This window comes from Cytobacillus depressus, assembly GCF_008923245.1.
Classification (GTDB): domain Bacteria; phylum Bacillota; class Bacilli; order Bacillales; family Cytobacillaceae; genus Cytobacillus; species Cytobacillus depressus.
Window position 1 is genome coordinate 1 of sequence record NZ_WBOS01000006.1, and the last position, 17,141, is coordinate 17,141.

Annotated in this window: 20 protein-coding genes; 14 read left to right on the top strand and 6 right to left on the bottom strand. The window is 37.6% G+C overall.

Going from position 1 to position 17,141, the window contains the following annotated elements:
- Nucleotides 1-233: 233 nt before the first annotated feature.
- Both F7731_RS14345 and F7731_RS14350 read right to left on the bottom strand, forming a co-directional pair.
- Entirely contained in the window at nt 234-1,010 is a 777-nt protein-coding gene (locus tag F7731_RS14345; RefSeq protein ID WP_151535475.1) for an alpha/beta hydrolase, read from the bottom strand.
- A 78-nt stretch (nt 1,011-1,088) separates the two neighbouring features.
- Nucleotides 1,089-1,778 (bottom strand): alpha/beta fold hydrolase, encoded by a 690-nt coding sequence (locus F7731_RS14350; RefSeq protein WP_212031192.1) that lies wholly within the window; start codon nt 1,776-1,778, stop codon nt 1,089-1,091.
- Nucleotides 1,779-2,284: 506 nt separating this feature from the next.
- Here F7731_RS14350 and F7731_RS14355 point away from each other — a divergent pair.
- The 8 genes from F7731_RS14355 to F7731_RS14390 all read left to right on the top strand — a co-directional run bounded on the left by F7731_RS14355 (nt 2,285) and on the right by F7731_RS14390 (nt 7,292).
- Entirely contained in the window at nt 2,285-3,565 is a 1,281-nt protein-coding gene (locus F7731_RS14355; RefSeq protein ID WP_151535477.1) for a histidine--tRNA ligase, read from the top strand.
- 55 nt (nt 3,566-3,620) lie between these two features.
- Nucleotides 3,621-3,818, top strand: a complete 198-nt coding sequence (locus tag F7731_RS14360) for a hypothetical protein (protein WP_151535478.1) — start codon at nt 3,621-3,623, stop codon at nt 3,816-3,818.
- A 353-nt stretch (nt 3,819-4,171) separates the two neighbouring features.
- Nucleotides 4,172-4,816 (top strand): hypothetical protein, encoded by a 645-nt coding sequence (locus F7731_RS14365; protein WP_151535479.1) that lies wholly within the window; start codon nt 4,172-4,174, stop codon nt 4,814-4,816.
- A gap of 301 nt (nt 4,817-5,117) precedes the next feature.
- Nucleotides 5,118-5,495 carry a VOC family protein gene (locus F7731_RS14370; RefSeq protein ID WP_151535480.1) on the top strand — a complete coding sequence of 126 codons (378 nt, stop codon included), beginning with the start codon at nt 5,118-5,120 and terminating at the stop codon, nt 5,493-5,495.
- Nucleotides 5,496-5,528: 33 nt separating this feature from the next.
- Nucleotides 5,529-6,068, top strand: a complete 540-nt coding sequence (locus tag F7731_RS14375; protein WP_246197224.1) for a GNAT family N-acetyltransferase — start codon at nt 5,529-5,531, stop codon at nt 6,066-6,068.
- A gap of 64 nt (nt 6,069-6,132) precedes the next feature.
- Nucleotides 6,133-6,318 (top strand): DUF4177 domain-containing protein, encoded by a 186-nt coding sequence (locus F7731_RS14380; protein WP_151535482.1) that lies wholly within the window; start codon nt 6,133-6,135, stop codon nt 6,316-6,318.
- Nucleotides 6,319-6,460: 142 nt separating this feature from the next.
- The gene (locus F7731_RS14385) at nt 6,461-6,736 is read left to right on the top strand and encodes a S41 family peptidase (protein WP_151535483.1); all 276 of its coding nucleotides are present in this window, start codon (nt 6,461-6,463) and stop codon (nt 6,734-6,736) included.
- Nucleotides 6,737-6,839: 103 nt separating this feature from the next.
- Nucleotides 6,840-7,292 (top strand): MarR family winged helix-turn-helix transcriptional regulator, encoded by a 453-nt coding sequence (locus F7731_RS14390; protein ID WP_151535648.1) that lies wholly within the window; start codon nt 6,840-6,842, stop codon nt 7,290-7,292.
- A 115-nt stretch (nt 7,293-7,407) separates the two neighbouring features.
- Here the strand turns inward: F7731_RS14390 and F7731_RS14395 are convergent, their stop codons facing one another.
- Nucleotides 7,408-7,932: a CarD family transcriptional regulator gene (locus F7731_RS14395; protein WP_151535484.1), complete on the bottom strand. Its 525-nt coding sequence runs from the start codon at nt 7,930-7,932 to the stop codon at nt 7,408-7,410.
- Nucleotides 7,933-8,271: 339 nt separating this feature from the next.
- Between F7731_RS14395 and F7731_RS14400 the strand changes: the two genes are divergently transcribed.
- From F7731_RS14400 to F7731_RS14415, 5 genes are all read left to right on the top strand, one after another.
- Complete coding sequence (locus F7731_RS14400) at nt 8,272-9,630, top strand: DHA2 family efflux MFS transporter permease subunit (RefSeq protein ID WP_151535649.1); 1,359 nt, start codon at nt 8,272-8,274, stop codon at nt 9,628-9,630.
- 140 nt (nt 9,631-9,770) lie between these two features.
- Nucleotides 9,771-10,220, top strand: coding sequence for a universal stress protein (locus F7731_RS14405; protein WP_151535485.1), 450 nt, complete (start codon nt 9,771-9,773; stop codon nt 10,218-10,220).
- A gap of 170 nt (nt 10,221-10,390) precedes the next feature.
- Nucleotides 10,391-10,531, top strand: coding sequence for a hypothetical protein (locus F7731_RS26500; RefSeq protein ID WP_170289711.1), 141 nt, complete (start codon nt 10,391-10,393; stop codon nt 10,529-10,531).
- Nucleotides 10,532-10,570: 39 nt separating this feature from the next.
- Nucleotides 10,571-11,218, top strand: coding sequence for a Type 1 glutamine amidotransferase-like domain-containing protein (locus F7731_RS14410; RefSeq protein WP_151535486.1), 648 nt, complete (start codon nt 10,571-10,573; stop codon nt 11,216-11,218).
- A 1-nt stretch (nt 11,219) separates the two neighbouring features.
- Nucleotides 11,220-11,801, top strand: coding sequence for a nucleotidyltransferase family protein (locus F7731_RS14415; RefSeq protein WP_151535487.1), 582 nt, complete (start codon nt 11,220-11,222; stop codon nt 11,799-11,801).
- Between the two features lie 363 nt (nt 11,802-12,164).
- Here F7731_RS14415 and F7731_RS14420 read toward each other — a convergent pair whose 3' ends face one another.
- The 3 genes from F7731_RS14420 to shc all read right to left on the bottom strand — a co-directional run bounded on the left by F7731_RS14420 (nt 12,165) and on the right by shc (nt 15,635).
- Nucleotides 12,165-13,067 carry a TIGR01777 family oxidoreductase gene (locus F7731_RS14420; RefSeq protein WP_151535488.1) on the bottom strand — a complete coding sequence of 301 codons (903 nt, stop codon included), beginning with the start codon at nt 13,065-13,067 and terminating at the stop codon, nt 12,165-12,167.
- A 22-nt stretch (nt 13,068-13,089) separates the two neighbouring features.
- A complete protein-coding gene (locus tag F7731_RS14425) occupies nt 13,090-13,629 on the bottom strand; it encodes an HXXEE domain-containing protein (protein ID WP_151535489.1) in 540 nt (179 codons plus the stop codon).
- A 137-nt stretch (nt 13,630-13,766) separates the two neighbouring features.
- Complete coding sequence (gene shc / locus F7731_RS14430) at nt 13,767-15,635, bottom strand: squalene--hopene cyclase (RefSeq protein ID WP_151535490.1); 1,869 nt, start codon at nt 15,633-15,635, stop codon at nt 13,767-13,769.
- Nucleotides 15,636-15,734: 99 nt separating this feature from the next.
- On the opposite strand from shc, the gene F7731_RS14435 reads away from it, so the two are divergent.
- A complete protein-coding gene (locus tag F7731_RS14435; RefSeq protein ID WP_151535491.1) occupies nt 15,735-16,889 on the top strand; it encodes a DUF2515 family protein in 1,155 nt (384 codons plus the stop codon).
- The last annotated feature ends 252 nt before the right edge of the window (nt 16,890-17,141 follow it).

Here is a 17,141-nt window from a genome sequence, read left to right on the forward strand (position 1 = left end):
GTTTCTTTACCATTAAAATAATGTTCAACAGCTTCATTTATTTCTTCTAAAGTAAATTTAGACATAAAAATACACCCCAATTATTAGATTTTGTGTCTAATAATTGGGGTGCAGTTCATTTGCAGGGGTTAAGGCTTTTGTTTGTTGTTACCAGTAAATTTCCATCCACTAATTTTATTTGGAATGAACTTTAGAACGCAAATCTAACTCTAGAAGTGCTGATTGTAGAGCACCTATCTGCTATCTGAAAATAAAAAAGCAAATATTTCAGGAATCCTCTCTTTAAAATGCACATAATTGTGTTCAGCATTCTTTACTATTTCCAACCTAGTTTCGGCAATTTCATTTTTCAAAAGTTCATAGATAGCTTTATTTGATGCGAGAAATTCTTTACTAATTCCTTCTTCTTTACCAGCTTCTTTAGTTCCACAGTCTAAATAAAATCGTTCTACTGAAGATAAATTAGTATTTTTTATTAACCTCTCTATTTCTTCTTGATTACGATAATAGGCAGATGAAATTGCAACTACTCTTGTAAAGATATTTGGATACCTGCACATAGCATAGGTGGATATTAATCCTCCTAATGATATTCCTGCCATAAATGTACTCTGATCGAGAGTTCGGTACTTATTGTCAATAAAAGGTTTTAGCTCATTCACGATAAAATCTAAATATGCTTCCCCTTTACCACCCAAGGCACTCTTATTTCCTGTAATTTTTCTGCTATACTCTCCGTTTTCCCAAGGGCAGTATTCATTCACTCGCTCTTCACCTATGTTTGAGTCAATCCCCACCACAATAATTTCTAATCCATGCTCATTCAAAAATTCTTCTAATCTCAAAGATATTCCACCAACTGCATCTTTATCTTGAAAAACGTTTTGACCATCGTGAAAATACAATACGGGGTAGCTCTTATCTTCCTGATAGTAGCTAGGAGGTAAATAAACTCTGACCGTCCTATGAAGATTAAATGGTGTGATAAAAGCCTGAAAACTTTCTAGCATTAATATATCCCCCTAGTTATAGAAGTCAGCTATATAATAATTTTTATAATATGGAGTACAAGTGAACTCTTATAGTTTTCAAGAATCAAGAAAATTTTTTACGGCAGCTAGAAAGGCAGGTAACTGCTCTTCGTGCACATGGTGCCCAGCACTCTCTATCGTAACCAAGTCGCAATTCGGAATAAGCTTAGAGACTTCTAGTAATTTGTTTTGAGGAATATGACTGGATCCGCCAACTATAATAAGAGTCGGTATGATAATATCAGGAAGACGTGCCCACCAATTGGGATTAGGTTCATTAAGTTGATGTAGAATCGAAGGTACAACCTGCCAATCGAACGGTAGAGGATCAGATGGTTTGGAAGGAACTTCGATCGGCTTATTCGGAAAAGGAGGAGGAGTGTCCTCAACAATCAGCCGTTCTATCCTCGAAGGAAATGATTCTGCGAAAAGATAGGATACTGTTCCTCCCATGGAATGACCAATTAGTGTAAACCGTCCCAAATTCAAAGCATTTGCAAAATGAAGCAAGTCATCACACATCAGTTCAAAAGAGTATGTACCAGTTCTCGCGCTTCCACCGTGCCCCCTTTGATCTAAAGCTAAAACGCGGTATTTTTCTCCTAATACAGCAGCCACTTGATCCCATGATTCTGCACTTTTTCCCATCGTGTGCAAGGCAACAAGTGGTGGTGCTGAAGGTTCCCCACTCTCACGATATTGAAAAGTGAGTCCATTCAATTCGATTTGATTCACCCGTGTTTTCATCTCTAATATCATCTCCTATGGTGTCGTCATTTGAATCCTGCCCTATTTAATATTCATAACTATATATTCAGTGAAGGTACGAATATTCCCTTTAAAGCCAAAAAGAAAAACCCTGTTAATAATAAAACAGGATGTTACCAAACTCTTATTTACATCTAAAATTATTTATTAAATTTGAACCTCATTATATTTGAAGTATTTAGCTTGAGCATATGGTTAACGAAATGCGTTTAGCGTCTTGAAGATGTTAAAGAAATTCTTAAAATGGTTTGAAATATTTTTTTTATTGTGATACAGTAATTGGAAATTAGAGGTGAGCAGGATGTTGTCTGTTAAAATAATCATTTCCTTGTCACAATTACATCATCATATCAAGTAGCCTTGCTATTCGATTTTTAAAAATCGCAAATAGGAAGGCTATTTCTCATGAAACCGCATTGATTAAGTTTTAGAACTTTAATCTAATGCGGTTTTTTATTTTTAAAAATTATAGGAGGGAACGAAAGATGAAAAAAATGGATTATCAAAATGTAAAGGGAACTCAAGATTACCTGCCAAATGCTGAAGTGATTAGAAGAAAAATAAGAAGAACATTAGAAGATGTATTTATTCAATATGGATGCAAGCCGTTGGAAACCCCAATTTTAAATTACTCAGAATTACTAGCCTCTAAGTATGGTGGAGGTGCTGAAATTTTGGAGGAAATGTATACATTAACAGACAGAGGGGATAGAGATTTAGCATTGCGATATGACCTTACGATCCCATTTGCAAAAGTAGTTACCATGAATCCAACGATAAGAATGCCATTTAAAAGATATGAGATCGGTAAAGTTTTTAGGGACGGCCCGATAAAAACGGGAAGGTTTCGTGAATTTACACAATGCGACGTTGATATTGTGGGAGTTCAATCTCAAATTGCTGAAGCAGAATTAATGATCATGGCATTAGATGCATTTCGTAAACTAGATTTACAAGTAACGATTCAATATAACAATCGAAAATTATTAACAGGAATGCTTGAAGTATTTGAAACAGAAGCTGATAAAATCAGTAAAGTCGTGCTAATCCTTGATAAGCTTGAAAAAGTTGGTTTAGAAGCTGTTATTTCCGAGCTTTCGGAACTGGGGCTGTCTTCTTCAACTGTCAAATTAATTAAACAGTTTTTGACTGATAAAAATAATACAAGTTATAGCTATTTTGAGCCATTCTCTGAACAAAATGAACAAGTGAAGCAAGGACTGAAAGAATTAAAAGAGCTAGAAGATTATTTGGAAACCCTTGGTATCAATAAACAATGTGTATTTAATCCTTTTTTAGCTAGGGGGTTGGAAATATATACGGGTACCATATATGAAATTTTTCTATCAAATAACTCAATTAAGTCCAGCATTGGCAGTGGAGGAAGATATGATAATGCAATCGGGGGACTTCTTGGAACAGATGAAAACTTTTCAACCGTTGGTATTTCATTTGGTTTAGATGTAATTTATACGGCTTTAAATACATCGAAGGAGAATAGCATAGAAAGTTCAGATGTGGATTTTTATGTAATACCAATCAATACCCAAAAAGAAGCATTATTAGTTGCAAGATATTTGAGAAATCAAGGATACAAGGTTGAATATGAAATGGTGAACAAAAAACTTGGCAAAGCCTTAGATAAGGCAAATAAGGAAAAAATCCGGAACGTGATTATAATTGGGGAGGATGAGGTAAAAAATAATCGATTCAAAATTAAAGATATGGTTTCCGGTGAGGAAAGAATGGAAAGCTTTAAGTATTAGAGTAATGAATGTTCTTTCTTTCAGTAAACTTTTCTTTTGATAGGATACACTAATCTTGGTCCTTTCCCTTTTAATAGGATGCTCAGGAATTCCTGGACAAAATGAAGAGGGATATTTAAGCAAAAAACAAGTAATAAAACTAGGCCCAGATGCAGACATCTTTGAATTTGACAGTAAAGTTTATAAAACCGGTGTAGATTGGATTGAAGAAGAAGAGTTAACAAAAGATGAACAAATAGAAGGTAATAACTAAAGGGATGGCGCAATTCAAGAGTAGGAAACTGCGCCTTTTTGGTATGGGTTTAGATCCTTGTTAAATTGAGCGTTAGCACTCATCTTCGGCAATAGCCGAAACGTGGAATAAGTAAGGACACTACATACTAGTCATATAAAATATCCTTGATTTCTCCGTCTAGAAAAAATTGTGAAATGTATATTTAAGGTGGAATTATCATGACCTTTCTTCGTGGAACGTTATATCTCTTAAAAGTTAACAATATTATTACAGTTCCTGAATATATTTATGGAATAATCATACTCAAATAAGTTATAGCCTTACACTATCTCCATATTCACGCAAACTTTGACAAGGAGGAAAGCCAAGTTATGTTTCATAATCGTTTTAGTGCCATTACTCTTTTAATATCAGGAACATTGTTTGTCCTTTATCCAGCGATTCGTCCATTTTCTGATGAATCGTCCTTGGAAGGCGCTACAGCATTTGCATCAACAGAATGGCTTGTAGCTCATATTTTTGCAATAATTGGTTTCACATTACTACCATTAGGTTTACTCGGTCTTCATACCTCATTAAAAGATACTGCATTAAAATCACTGACATATTCTGCAGTAGTATTATGTTCATTAGGCATTGGTTTAACACTGCCGTTTTACGGAGGGGAAACCTACGGACTGCATGCTATTGGACTAGAAGCAATAACACGGCAGACTGATGCACTAGTTAGTCTTGCAAATGTGGTACGTTCTGGACCAGGGCTTATTATGTTTATTATAGGTCTTCTGTTTCTTGCTACTGCTTCGATTATAGTTGCAATTACATTTTGGAGGTCGGGAAAATACCAGAAATGGAGCGGTATTCCTTTCGCTTTAGGAATTTCATTATATATCCCACAATTCTTCGCTGGGCAGCCGCTACGAATAGCACATGGAGTTCTTGTTTTCCTTGGATGTGTGTCGATTGCAGTTGCCTTATGGAGGAGAGACATTCCAAATCACGAAAAGAAAGCATAGAAACCATTTGTTAAACTTACGGTGAATATTGTGAAATAACAAACGCTCATAGCTTTTAATGTTATGAGCGTTTGTTGTACTAGTAATGGCGTTAATTATCTAGTAAATTCAGGTTTTAATTCTGTTGCAAAATAACTGTAATTTTGTCATTTTGTACTTCAAAACCAAACCCATTATTTTAAAAAAGGGGCGCTCTTTTTGAATCGAGCTAGGTTCTGGGGAAGTTTGAACTATACAAAGGATTTAATAAAATTTTGGCGAAGTGTAGAAAGGCTAGTTAAATAAAAAGGAGATAAATAGGATGGTCAAACCATTTTTTAGAGGGATGGAAGGGGTATTTATCCCAGTGAAAGACCCTAAATATTCAGCAAAATGGTATGAAGAAATACTAGGTTTTACACTTATCTATATTGAAGAAGAAGCAGCAGTTATGAGAATCGCAGAACAGTCTCAAACAGTAGTGTGTCTTGTAAGAACATTAAATCACCAACCAATGGTATTTCCGGAAAATAAGTTTGGGGTAGGGAAATACTATAATTTTATTCCTCAAGATATTGAAGAGACCTACAAATTTTTGCTCGAGCGGAATGTAAAAGTCAATCAAATGAGTGGAGAAGGTACGACTAGATTTTTTACTTTCTATGACCCTGACGGCAATCCATTGGGGGTTTGCCAATGATCGTTTATAAAAAAATTAATGGGGGGAAAATGTGTGTCTGTTTTTAAAAATAATGAGAAATACACCATTCGTACAGGGAAAGTAGAGGATGCAGAAGCAGTTCTAGAAATACAGAAATCAGTTATTGCTGAAGGGGATTATTTAATTTCAGTTTCCGAAGAGTTTATTCAAACTCTGGAACAACAAAGAGAATGGATTCAGGGATTATTAGAAAATCGAATAGAAACTCTAATTGTAGCTGAAATAAATGGGGAAGTCGTCGGTTGGATCGTGTTTCTTTCCCAATATAGAAAAAGATTATCTCACACGGGCTCCTTTGGCATGATGATCAGCAAACGTTATAGAGGTATGGGAATTGGAAAAATGCTTATAAGAGCATTATTAGATTGGGCAGAGAAGAACCCATTAATTGAAAAAGTATGTTTAGGCGTATTTTCAACCAATCATAGAGCCATTTCCTTGTACAAAAGTATGGGGTTTGTTGAAGAAGGGCGCAAAATAAAAGAAATTAAGATAAATGAAAATGAGTATGTTGATGATATTCTTATGTATAAGTTTGTAAATAAAAACTAATTTTCAATGAGATAGTGAGATAAGTATGTTAACAAACTCTATTAAAATATGGAGGTGCAATTGTATGTATGAATATAAGTTTGTAGAGACTAAATTAGGAGGATTTTTTTCTTCTCCAACTCATAGAGAAACCATTGTAACTCATGCATCAGAGGGTTGGAGATTAGTGCAGGTCCTACCACTGAAATACAATGGACACGGGAAGCCTATGGAATATAAAATAATATTTGAAAGGCTTAATCGAGATTAGTTTATTTTGAAATTGTTTGGAGGCTCAATTGTCAAATAAAAAAAATGAGGTTAGTTATTCTACTTTATTTCCCAATGGAACCACGGATGTTCTCCTTTCATTTTTACTAATTGTCATCCTTCAAAGCTGAAAGTCGTTTAAGATGGTTTATTTTCCTGATGCAAATAGAGTAACCATTATCGGAGAACCTAGGGGGCAACCCCGCTCCGCGTTCGGTGATATTATACATATTGAATTGCCGTATACAAAATCTCCTTTATTTATTACTCATAATGAGTTTTTTAGACCAAATCTTTCACTTGATCCAGAATTGGCATTATATCCAGATATTTTAGTTGAAAAGACACAAGCCGATTTCTTGTCTGACACAGACGGACAACTTGATAGAATCCTAGCACTTATGTCCAAGTTGAAATAGAAATAGAGATATTATCTTTTTAGCTATTCATTCTCATACGGTAAATTGGCTGTCAATCTGATTGACTTCCAATAATGGATTTTATATAGTAGTGGCGAAGATTATGATTGGAGTGAATCATTTGATTTCAAACTCTGAATTACAAAATTTAGATCTAATAGACCTGTTAAGTGAGCGCCATAGTTTGGTCCGGAAAATCTCAGAGAAAGCATGGAATGATCGAAGTGAGATTTATATTTCAAACTCTGAATGGTATATCATGGCGAGGATTTATAAAAAGCGACCTCCCATTTCCTATGTGACAAAAAATGTAGAAATTTCTCGCCAAGCGATCCATAAGTTTATAAAAAATCTTGCTGCCAAAGGATTGGTAGAAATCTATAATGTAGAAAACAATAAGAAAGAGAAGTGCATTCAGTTAACCGCTTTAGGTGAAGAATGCTATGAAAAAAATGAAGTCCTTAAAGCCCAGCTTGAGAAGAAAATTGCTGAGAAAATAGGGGTGGAGCAAGTAAATATTCTAAAAGATATTTTAAAGTTAGATTGGGAAATATAATATAAAGCTGTGAAAAGGGAAACTCCCGCTTTGTTCATTTAGTTAACGAAGCAGGGGTTTTTTGATTAGATTAGTCATTAGTGTTTAGAATTGATTAATTTAGTCTGGTCATATTTTAGTGAACGGGGAATTTATCTACTTCAATTCCTTTTAACAATCTTATGACCATTTCATGTATTTCTTCAAAAGTAAGATTCAATGAAATCGCCAACTCTTTAAATAAAGTATGTTGTACAGTGTTCAAAAGTTTACGATCTTGTTCATAAAGCTTTCTTTCATTCAGCTCATACTCCACTTTTTTCCTCAACAACGTATTAACAACTTTCGCAATTTCTTTTCGATTACCTGTATTTACAATTTCGGAATAAATAGTATGACGCATGTTCGCATGGTCAATCCATTCCACCCCTGGATATTTAAAAGATTCAAGTATTTCATTGGCTTCCTCTTTATTCATAAGTCCAAGCATGACAACTTTATCATTATTAACTGGAGTACTTATCGTTAATTGATGATCATTTTCCATTGGATGTAATACATAATACGGTCTTGTAATACCAGCAACTGTTTTTTCGCAAATATCGTCAATTTTACAAATGCCATGTGCGGAATAGATGATTAAATCTCCAATATTAAACATTTGCTCCACCCCTAGATTATTGTCAACTAAGTTAATAATAACTTATCAAAAAAACATTGTCAACTTGGTTGACTATAGGGAAAAATTTTTGATATATTTATGAACATTCGAGTTGGTATTCAGGAGGTTACCACGGAAATGGATACAAAATCGCTGATAATCGAAATCGCGATAAATCTTTTTCAGCAGAAAAGATAAGGGTGTAAATTATTTCGTAAGTATGACATATTTTTTGAAGGAGTTAAGTAAGTGAATACACAAACCATAAAAGCCTCAGTGGCAAAACAACAAATTAAAACAGACTCAATAGCGAACCAACAGTTCAAAACAGGTCCGATCATGGCTGCTCTTTTAGTGGCAGGCTTTGTCGGACTTTTTAGTGAAACAGCATTAAATATTGCCTTAGGCCAATTAAGCCAAATATTCCAAGTGGATCCCACAACCATCCAATGGTTAGCAACAGGTTACTTTTTAACATTAGGAATTTTAATACCGGTAACAGGTATTTTGATGCAGAAATTCACAACAAGGCAAATGTTTATGACTTCTGTATTATTAACCATTATCGGCACAGCTCTGGCGGCAACTGCATCCACATTTGGCATGCTGCTCACGGGACGTATTATTCAAGCGGCAGGTTTAGCAATTAATTTACCTTTAACACAAAACGTTATTTTTGCGATCTATCCACCGCATAAACGCGGCGGCGCTATGGGAGTCATGGGCTTAGTTATGTTAGCTGGTCCAGCACTTGGTCCAACAATAGCAGGACTTATTTTAGATACATTATCTTGGAATTGGATTTTCTGGGTTCAAGTACCTTTCTTACTGTTTTCTCTTATTTTCGGGTTAAAGTATTTACCGAATGTGAACGAGATACGTAAAGTTTCGATTGATGTATTTTCCGTTATTCTTTCGACGATTGGATTCGGTGGTATTGTTTACGGATTTAGTGTATCTGGTGTTAACGGTTGGACGAGTTCAACGGTTCTTGGTTCCATCATCATTGGACTTGTCGCAGTCATTCTTTTTGCGGCTCGACAAATGAAAATGGAGACTCCTATGATGAATTTAAGAGCATTTAAATATCCAATGTTCGTTCTTGGCGTTTTTATGAGCTTTATCACATTCTTCAATATGTTATCCATGCTTGTTATTTTGCCAATGTATATGCAAATGGCATTATTAATAGCTGCTTTCACAACTGGCCTTATCCTTTTGCCGGGTAGCTTACTGAACTGTATATTAGCTCCAACCATTGGTCGTTTATTTGACAAATATGGACCAAAAGCGGTGATCACGCCTGGAACCATTCTCGTAGCCGTTTCTTATGCAATCTTTACGCAATTTGGCACAGAAACTTCTTTATGGATGATTGTGCTAACTTTTATTGTCATGATGTTAGGGATCGGAGCGGTGCTTGCTTCAACACAAACAAACACCCTAAATTCTCTTCCAAAACAGTATTATCCAGATGGAATCGCGATAACGCAAACGATTCAACAAGTAGCTGGCGCTGTTGGTATTGCGGTAATGGTATCGCTTTTATCAGCAAAACAAACTAGTTACTTAGCAATAGCTGCGAATGAATTGCCACAATCAGCAGTAGCGGGATCATCATTTGTGTTTACAATCGGTTTAGTATTGGCGGTAATTAATTTAGTATTGTCTTTATTCATGAAAAAGCCTGCTAATTAATCTAAAGACAAAATCTTAAATTCTACATCTTTTCTTTTACACAAGGTATAGAATTTCCATTTCAGTGCACTGAATCTACACTTAGGCAGCTTTTAAAGATAGAACAGCTTTCAAATCATGTCAGAGGGGGATTTTGGCATATGAGTCATTATAAAAGTATTGTAGTAGCCGTAGACGGTTCAAAAGAAGCTGAGTACGCATTCCGCAAATCAATCGATGTTGCGAAACGTAACAAAAATTCAACATTAACCATAGTAAACGTAATCAATACTCGTTCATTTGAAGCATATGACCGTTCAGTTATTGAGCATGCCGAGCAGTCATCACAGAAACTGTTAAATGGCTACAAGTCACAAGCTGAGGCTGAGTGTGTTAAAAACGTAAACGTAGTAATCGAATATAGTTCTCCCAAAACAATCATCACGAAAGAGCTTGCTGACTTAGCTAAGGCTGATTTAATTATTTGTGGGGCTACGGGGCTAAATGCTGTTGAACGTTTCTTGACTGGTTCCGTATCTGAAGCAATCGTCCGTTCAGCTAAATGTGACGTTTTAGTTATCCGTAAACCTGTTTTGCATGCTGTTAAATAAGATGGGTGAAGAGTTGCTGAAAATGTTATCAGCAGCTCTTTTTTATTTTTCGATAATTAATGTAAAGTGTTTACGAGCAAGAAGGTAATTCATCATTAAAGAAGAAATTATAAGTATTCCGGACATCTTATTGGCTTTTATATATCAATACATATGGGGGAGTGGTTATAGTGAAGTTAGGACTTAAACGCAATGAGGTGAAGGTAGTTCCCCATTCAGATGAATGGCATAAAGAGTTTCTTAGAGTAAAGCAGGCAATCCAGGACTATACCAACCTTGATGAAAACCGTATAGAGGATATAAAAGTATAAGCACTTATTTTAAATAGGTTTAGTATTAGAGGTGAATTCATGAAAAGTAGACATCTATTTATGTTCGGCGGAGGCCCTCCATTTAGTAATAAACTTGGTAAGAGATTTACTAATCTAGCATTAAATGAAAAGGGAAAGGTTGCGATTCTTTTTTTAGAGCGGGATGGCTGGGAAAAGTATATGGATAAATATACTTCTATGTTAAAGGGAAATGGGTTGGGGGATTTTGTTTATCTTCCGGTTGGACCCGAATATGAAAATAAGAATCTAATAGAATTTAAATCTTGCTCGGGAATTATTATTGGCGGGGGAGAAACAGAGCTTTATCAAAAATATATCGTGGATACTCCAATTGGTGAACGTTTAAAGGAATTGTACAACCACGGTGTTCCAGTCGCAGGATTTTCAGCAGGAGCATTAATTAGTCCCAAAAACTGTGTGATCCCACCAATTGATAATGCAAAAAACAAGCAGCTTTTTCTAAAAGGTTTGGGGCTTATTCCTGATTGTGTGATAAGCGTTCATTTCTCAAAATGGAACGAAGAAGAAAATTTAAAAATAGCTATGGAAAAAGTCAATGCTTCAATCGGTTATGGGATGGATGATGGAGCGGGAATATATTTTTTTAATGAGAACCCCTCGGAATCTGAGGGAGATTATTATATCTATCAAAATATTGGTGAATAAAATGACGATTAAAAATGAAGAGGATATTGTACGAATCATTAACGGCGACACATGGATAATGGATTTGTTAAAAACCGTAAAAACATTGAACCTACCCGATTGGTGGATATGTGCTGGCTTTGTGCGTTCGAAAATATGGGACGTGTTACATAATTTTTCTGAAAGAACGCCCATTCCCGATATTGATGTCATTTATTTCAATCCCTTAAATATCGAAGAATCAGAGGAAAAGATTTTAGAAGAAAAATTAAATCATCTTATGCCCGGAATTCCTTGGTCTGTAAAGAATCAGGCGAGAATGCATGTGATCAATCATTTGCCTCCTTATACTTCATCTGTTGACGGTATTTCAAAATTTCCAGAGACGGTTACAGCATTGGGAGTTAAATTAGATAATGAGAATAATGTTATTTTGACAGCCCCTTGGGGAATCAATGATGTCGTTAATTTAGAGGTAAAACCTACACCGTTTTTTGCCGAGTCAATGGAACGATTGCAAATCTATGAAAATCGAGTGGCAAAAAAGGCTTGGGAATTAGTATGGTATAAGGTAAAGGTTTATCGTACAAATAGTTCCTTATGAGATGAAAATTATCTAACTGAAAGTTATAATCGCCCGAACTGGGACGAAATTAGGGAGATAAAAACCAGATGAAACTCCATTAAGTGAAGAAGAAAAACGTCAACTGAGGAATAACACCGAATTTGTGTCTTGGGAGGATGCTCTATAAGAGTTCAACTTACCAGCTGACGCTAAGTGCCAACATTCCGCGTTTATCTGACGGTACCTCATATGCAAAAAGGCTCCCTCCAAATGCCAGTCAGTGTTTTCTACGAACAGCTGATTAAGGACACAGCGTGCTATTCAACGCAGGGAGGGCCTGCCGTACTGTCATGACTAAAGCTTAATAATAAGTTTCCTTCTTCATACCGGCGCAATGTATCTTTAACCTAGAATATCAGAAAGTGCACTCTGTACGTCTGGAAATTGAAAGGAGTAATTGTGGTAAAGTGCTTTTTGAGGGAGTACCCGCTGCCCTTTTAATACCAACTGGCTCATTTCACCAAGTACTACTTTTACTACAACCCCAGGAACATGAAGCCAATATGGGCGGTGAAGGACGTCTGCAATGGACTGTCCGAATGATGACATGCGTATTGGATGAGGAGAGGTCACATTCAACGGTCCATCTACTTCAGGGTTAATGATGGCGAAGTAAACCATCTCAACTGCATCTTGAATGTGCACCCAGGAAATCCATTGCAATCCACTGCCGATTGTCCCCCCAATACCTAATTTATAATGTAGCACCATTCGCGGAAAGGCACCCTCTTGACCCAGAATCATGCCGAAACGCGCGAAGACCGTTCGAACGCCCAATTCTTTCGCCATTGCTCCTTCTTTCTCCCAACGCTTTACAACACTGGCCAAAAAATCGTTTGCATCACTTTTAGAGGACTCATTAAACGTTTTGAAGTCTGACATCCCGTAGTAACTTATACCTGAAGCGTTAACAAGAACTTTTGGCTTTGGATGAAGATGTCTCAAAATTCGAATGACCTCTTTTGTTGCTGTAAGACGGCTATTCAAAATAGCCTCCTTTTTACTTTGGGTCCACCGTCCGCTATTGATTGATTCCCCGGCTAAATTGACAATCGCATCGACATCCTTAAGTTCGTTTTCAGGTTGATGATCTGCAGAAAGCCAATCAACATAATGAACGAATTCACTTGTTCTTTTATGATCAGGAAGACGCGTTAATATGGTTACTCGATGGCCTTTTTGAGTCAACAGGTGAGTCAAGGCTTGACCTACAAACCCGCTTCCTCCCATTATAACAACATGCAATTTACTCACCTCCTACAATGACTTATTTGATAAAGTAACGGCCTAAAAGATTGCCAACAAGAAAAACAGGAAGCATAACCAGGCTAACGGGGAGACTTGCGAAAATTAAATGCCAGTCTATCAGGCCGTACTGGAACAAACTGTTATATGCAAGAAGACAGTAAGGGATGAGAAGGAATAGCGCCGTTATGATGCCAGGTGTGTAGCCTTTGAAAAAGATGGACTGAACGATATGCATGATCGCCTGCAGAATATACAAATTGAGTATGGCTGTATATAAAAGAAAGCCCCCTCCGTTTAATGAGAAATGGGCAGTCATTAATGTAGTGAATGAGATAATGAGCAAAATCCATGTAGCCGAAATAGAAAGTTGGGCAGCGGTCGAACCTAGCTTTTCCCTCATTTTTAATGTTAGTTTGACGAATGGAGCTTTTCTGTTTTTGTGTGCATTCATAGAGGATTCAATGGTTATGATCTCTTCTAAGTCATGGAACATAAAAATGATTGGGAACAACCAGATGACTGTATGAAGATTTAAAAATTCGCGGAAAGTTTCAAGCATCTTTTGCCTCCTGCTTGTTGGAAAGAATTTGTTTTTCTCTAAGACCTTGTCCTGTTGTGGTTTTGTTCATTGTATGGGAAAGACTTTAAAAATATGCAAAAGTCACTTGAAAGCTTTTTGAATCCACAGATTCCTGTTTAGCTCCCTTCAGCTAATTTTTGATAATGGGCCAGGGCCAGTAACGGAAAAACGTATTCGTAACAATGATAATTGATATAAAAGGTTCCAGCCATTCCCCTTCCTTTCGGGTAGGTCTTTGCCCAATCTTTTTCTTTACCATCTACTAAAAAAGCTGCGCCGCGTTTAATGTCAGGTGTGACTTCAGTCGTGGCCGAGATAAGTGTGTCAAGGGCCCATGCTGTATGAGTGCGGGTACTTTCGCCCAAAGGCACATAACAATTTTCGATATCACTTTTACAGGATTCTCCCCAACCACCGTCTTGACTTTGAATGGATTTTAACCAGTTTACAGCCTTCTGAATGGCAGGATGATTCGGGGAAACCCCAACCGCAACCATTCCCGTTACAGCTGCCCATGTGCCATAAATATAGACGCCCCAGCGTCCTATCCAAGAACCATCCGACTCTTGATTTTTTAACAGCCAACGAATCCCGCGTTTCACCATGGGATGATGAAAATCCAAATGGGTATAGTTCCCGAAAAACTCTAATGTCCTTCCCGTTAAATCAACCGTCGACGGATCAATCAACAAATCTTTTCCGCCCTCGATCGGTAATAGGTTCAATAGTTTCTTGTTCACATTCTTTTCGAAGGCCGCCCATCCACCGTCATTGTTTTGCATGGAAATGAGCCAGTTGATTCCCCGATCCCATGCCTGCCGACAATCCACCCTTTCGATGGCCAACGTTCGAATCGCTCTTAGTGCTACCGTTGTGTCGTCAATATCCGGATGGATTGTATTCATGTCCTCAAAGCCCCAGCCTCCCGGCAACAGGTTCGGTTCATGAATGATCCAATCCCCGTATTTGACATGTTGCCGGGAGAGGATATATCGGTTTGCCTTCTCGACGGTATTCGATGAATAGGGGACTCCGGATTCTTGCAGAGCATAACTGATTAACGTTGTGTTCCAGACCGTAGCCGTCGCATATTGGCAGTGGAGTTCTCCATCAATCCGGCAGGTCATCGCTTTTAAGCCTTGCAAGGCACGGGTGATCACCGGATGTGTATTCGAATATCCCCTTGCCAATAAAGCAAAAATCATCATAGAAGTTGAACCGAAATAATTACATAAGGTGCCATCCGGTTCTATTCTATCCAGCATATATTGTTCGGCGCGATATAAAGCTAACTCGCGAAGGTTTCCAGGGTAGTCTTTCAGGCCATTTATCCCTTTTTTAACCAAATGGATAACCGAGCGGGCTTCCGGATCTTCTGTAAAAAAACGATTTTCTTTTTTCAGATACAAATCAGAGAGATCAGGAGACCGCCCAGTTCTCCTGCTGAAACCCAAATTGGCCAGAATCAGAAACGGGATGATGTTCGTTCTGCCATACACGGAGAAGTCAAAAAGATTGATTGGAAAGGAGTCCGGTATAAGCAGCACTTCAATCTTAATGGGGAAAGGCGGCCACTCGCACTGTCCGGTTAGAGCCAGCAGGATTTTAAAAAACATATGGACTTCCGTAGCCCCTCCGTTGGCAAGGATAAACCTTCTTGCTGCCTGGATATCCGGGTCATCTCGATCCCGGTAACCGGAGTAAAGAAGGGCATAATAAGCTTCCACAGTGGACGTAAGATTCCCTTTTCCTTCATCATAAAACAAACCCCATGAACCATCTTTCTTCTGTTTCCCTGCAATACGTTCCGCCAGTTCTTTTATGAAGGCCTCGTCATTTATCTCCAATGTCCGTAATAAGATAATCATGTGACAGTCTGTACCGATGCCGGTCTCGAAAGGATATTGCCAGGATCCGTCATCTGATTGGTCCCTAATGAACTGATCGATGATTCGGTTCATTTCCGCATGTACCCGATGCCTCATGTTACCCCCCTCTTTCGAATACTCACGTTGTATTCATATTCCTTTAGCAATATGAATATGCATTTCTTTAATGGGAGGATCGAACGTAGTTAAAATGAAATGTTGATAAGGGATGATGTATTTTTGCTTGATTCCTATTCGGATGTAAAAAAGGATTTGAAAAAAAAATTAAAAAGTAAATCTTCCGGCATCCTGCCCTCTTTATCCGAAAACGATAAACAACGCATTCACTATATAAGAGAACAGACAAAACAACATAATCAAAATAATGTTACACGGACTCATGCTTATTATAATTTCTACCTTGAGCACCCAGAAATCCATTGGGCCCTCCTTGGACATATGGTATCGCGGAACGTTGGCTGGAACATGACCGATTTAAAAGGGGATTTGCTGACAAAACTTCTGCCGGAAAGAGATCAGAAGGCGATTTATTCTTTTTTGGAACGCGGCAGCTGGTTGATTTTTCAAGATGTGTATCCCCAGTGTTTGATTTATGACCTAAGTGTAAAAGCCAATCAGGAAATGTTTCATCTTTTGCCCTTTTTTCACATTTCTACCTTTATGGAAACGATGTGGCGTTATTTTTGGAACAGTCGGGATTCCTATACTCTTACGATTGCGACTGTGATAAATGAACAAAGTTATTTGGAAAAAAGAGTGATCCAAAATGATCATTTTAAAAAAAACGTAACCCGTACGGTCAGTTTCAAGTTGTATGATTTTTTGCGTTTCAATCACATTCTTTTTCCATACTGTGCAGAGGAAAATGGGCAACAAGTCTTACTTGCCGGCGCTACATCAAGGCATTTCACTTCGCTTCACGAACGAATTTTATTCGGTAAAAGATTGTATGCCCTTCTTTTTCAGCGTACAAATATTTCAGCGGGCGTTTTGAAATGGGCGCATGACCATCCCCATACGGGTTCACGAAAAGATTATTGGCCCGATTTGTTTAACGATGTAAACGAATTTTTTCCCCGTTCCCTTTATAAACCTCGGGTCAAGAATTGTAAGTTGAGAAAAGGCGCCGCCGACCGGTTGTACAGCCCACCGTTAAAATACGCCTGGCCGGATACTTCTCATGAAGATGCAGAAAGCGGCGACTGGTTTGAGGATTGGCATGTTCTGGACTATATTCATAAGGAAGTCGATGTGAATGGAGATATATTCGGAAATTATTGCAAAACACTTGAAACCATTGAGCTTGCGGTCATGGGAAAGGAAGCTCTTCTGTTACGGGAAGAGGAATAACCATCAACGTGCGGTGATTTTGACAGCTGTTCTACATATTTGCAATGGTCGCACCTTTCATTTTGACTTTTATACCTCGAATTGTTGATTGTGTCATAACAGAAAGGGGGGAGTGTCAGGAAAATGCGCTTCCTGACGGTACCCCTCTAATAATAGAATGAACATAAGGGTAGGATTCTTGCAGATATTTGGAATGTGTTTTCCAATAGACTAACCGGAAAATTAACAGAGTGTGCCGTTTACTAAAATAGT

Coding starts and splice junctions, on each gene's coding strand:
- F7731_RS14345 (WP_151535475.1), bottom strand. CDS start 1,010: ATGCTAGAAAGTTTTCAGGCTTTTATCACACCATTTAATCTTCATAGG.
- F7731_RS14350 (WP_212031192.1), bottom strand. CDS start 1,778: ATGAAAACACGGGTGAATCAAATCGAATTGAATGGACTCACTTTTCAA.
- F7731_RS14355 (WP_151535477.1), top strand. CDS start 2,285: ATGAAAAAAATGGATTATCAAAATGTAAAGGGAACTCAAGATTACCTG.
- F7731_RS14365 (WP_151535479.1), top strand. CDS start 4,172: ATGTTTCATAATCGTTTTAGTGCCATTACTCTTTTAATATCAGGAACA.
- F7731_RS14370 (WP_151535480.1), top strand. CDS start 5,118: ATGGTCAAACCATTTTTTAGAGGGATGGAAGGGGTATTTATCCCAGTG.
- F7731_RS14380 (WP_151535482.1), top strand. CDS start 6,133: ATGTATGAATATAAGTTTGTAGAGACTAAATTAGGAGGATTTTTTTCT.
- F7731_RS14385 (WP_151535483.1), top strand. CDS start 6,461: ATGGTTTATTTTCCTGATGCAAATAGAGTAACCATTATCGGAGAACCT.
- F7731_RS14390 (WP_151535648.1), top strand. CDS start 6,840: ATGATTGGAGTGAATCATTTGATTTCAAACTCTGAATTACAAAATTTA.
- F7731_RS14395 (WP_151535484.1), bottom strand. CDS start 7,932: ATGTTTAATATTGGAGATTTAATCATCTATTCCGCACATGGCATTTGT.
- F7731_RS14400 (WP_151535649.1), top strand. CDS start 8,272: ATGGCTGCTCTTTTAGTGGCAGGCTTTGTCGGACTTTTTAGTGAAACA.
- F7731_RS14405 (WP_151535485.1), top strand. CDS start 9,771: ATGAGTCATTATAAAAGTATTGTAGTAGCCGTAGACGGTTCAAAAGAA.
- F7731_RS14410 (WP_151535486.1), top strand. CDS start 10,571: ATGAAAAGTAGACATCTATTTATGTTCGGCGGAGGCCCTCCATTTAGT.
- F7731_RS14415 (WP_151535487.1), top strand. CDS start 11,220: ATGACGATTAAAAATGAAGAGGATATTGTACGAATCATTAACGGCGAC.
- F7731_RS14425 (WP_151535489.1), bottom strand. CDS start 13,629: ATGCTTGAAACTTTCCGCGAATTTTTAAATCTTCATACAGTCATCTGG.
- shc (WP_151535490.1), bottom strand. CDS start 15,635: ATGAGGCATCGGGTACATGCGGAAATGAACCGAATCATCGATCAGTTC.
- F7731_RS14435 (WP_151535491.1), top strand. CDS start 15,735: ATGTTGATAAGGGATGATGTATTTTTGCTTGATTCCTATTCGGATGTA.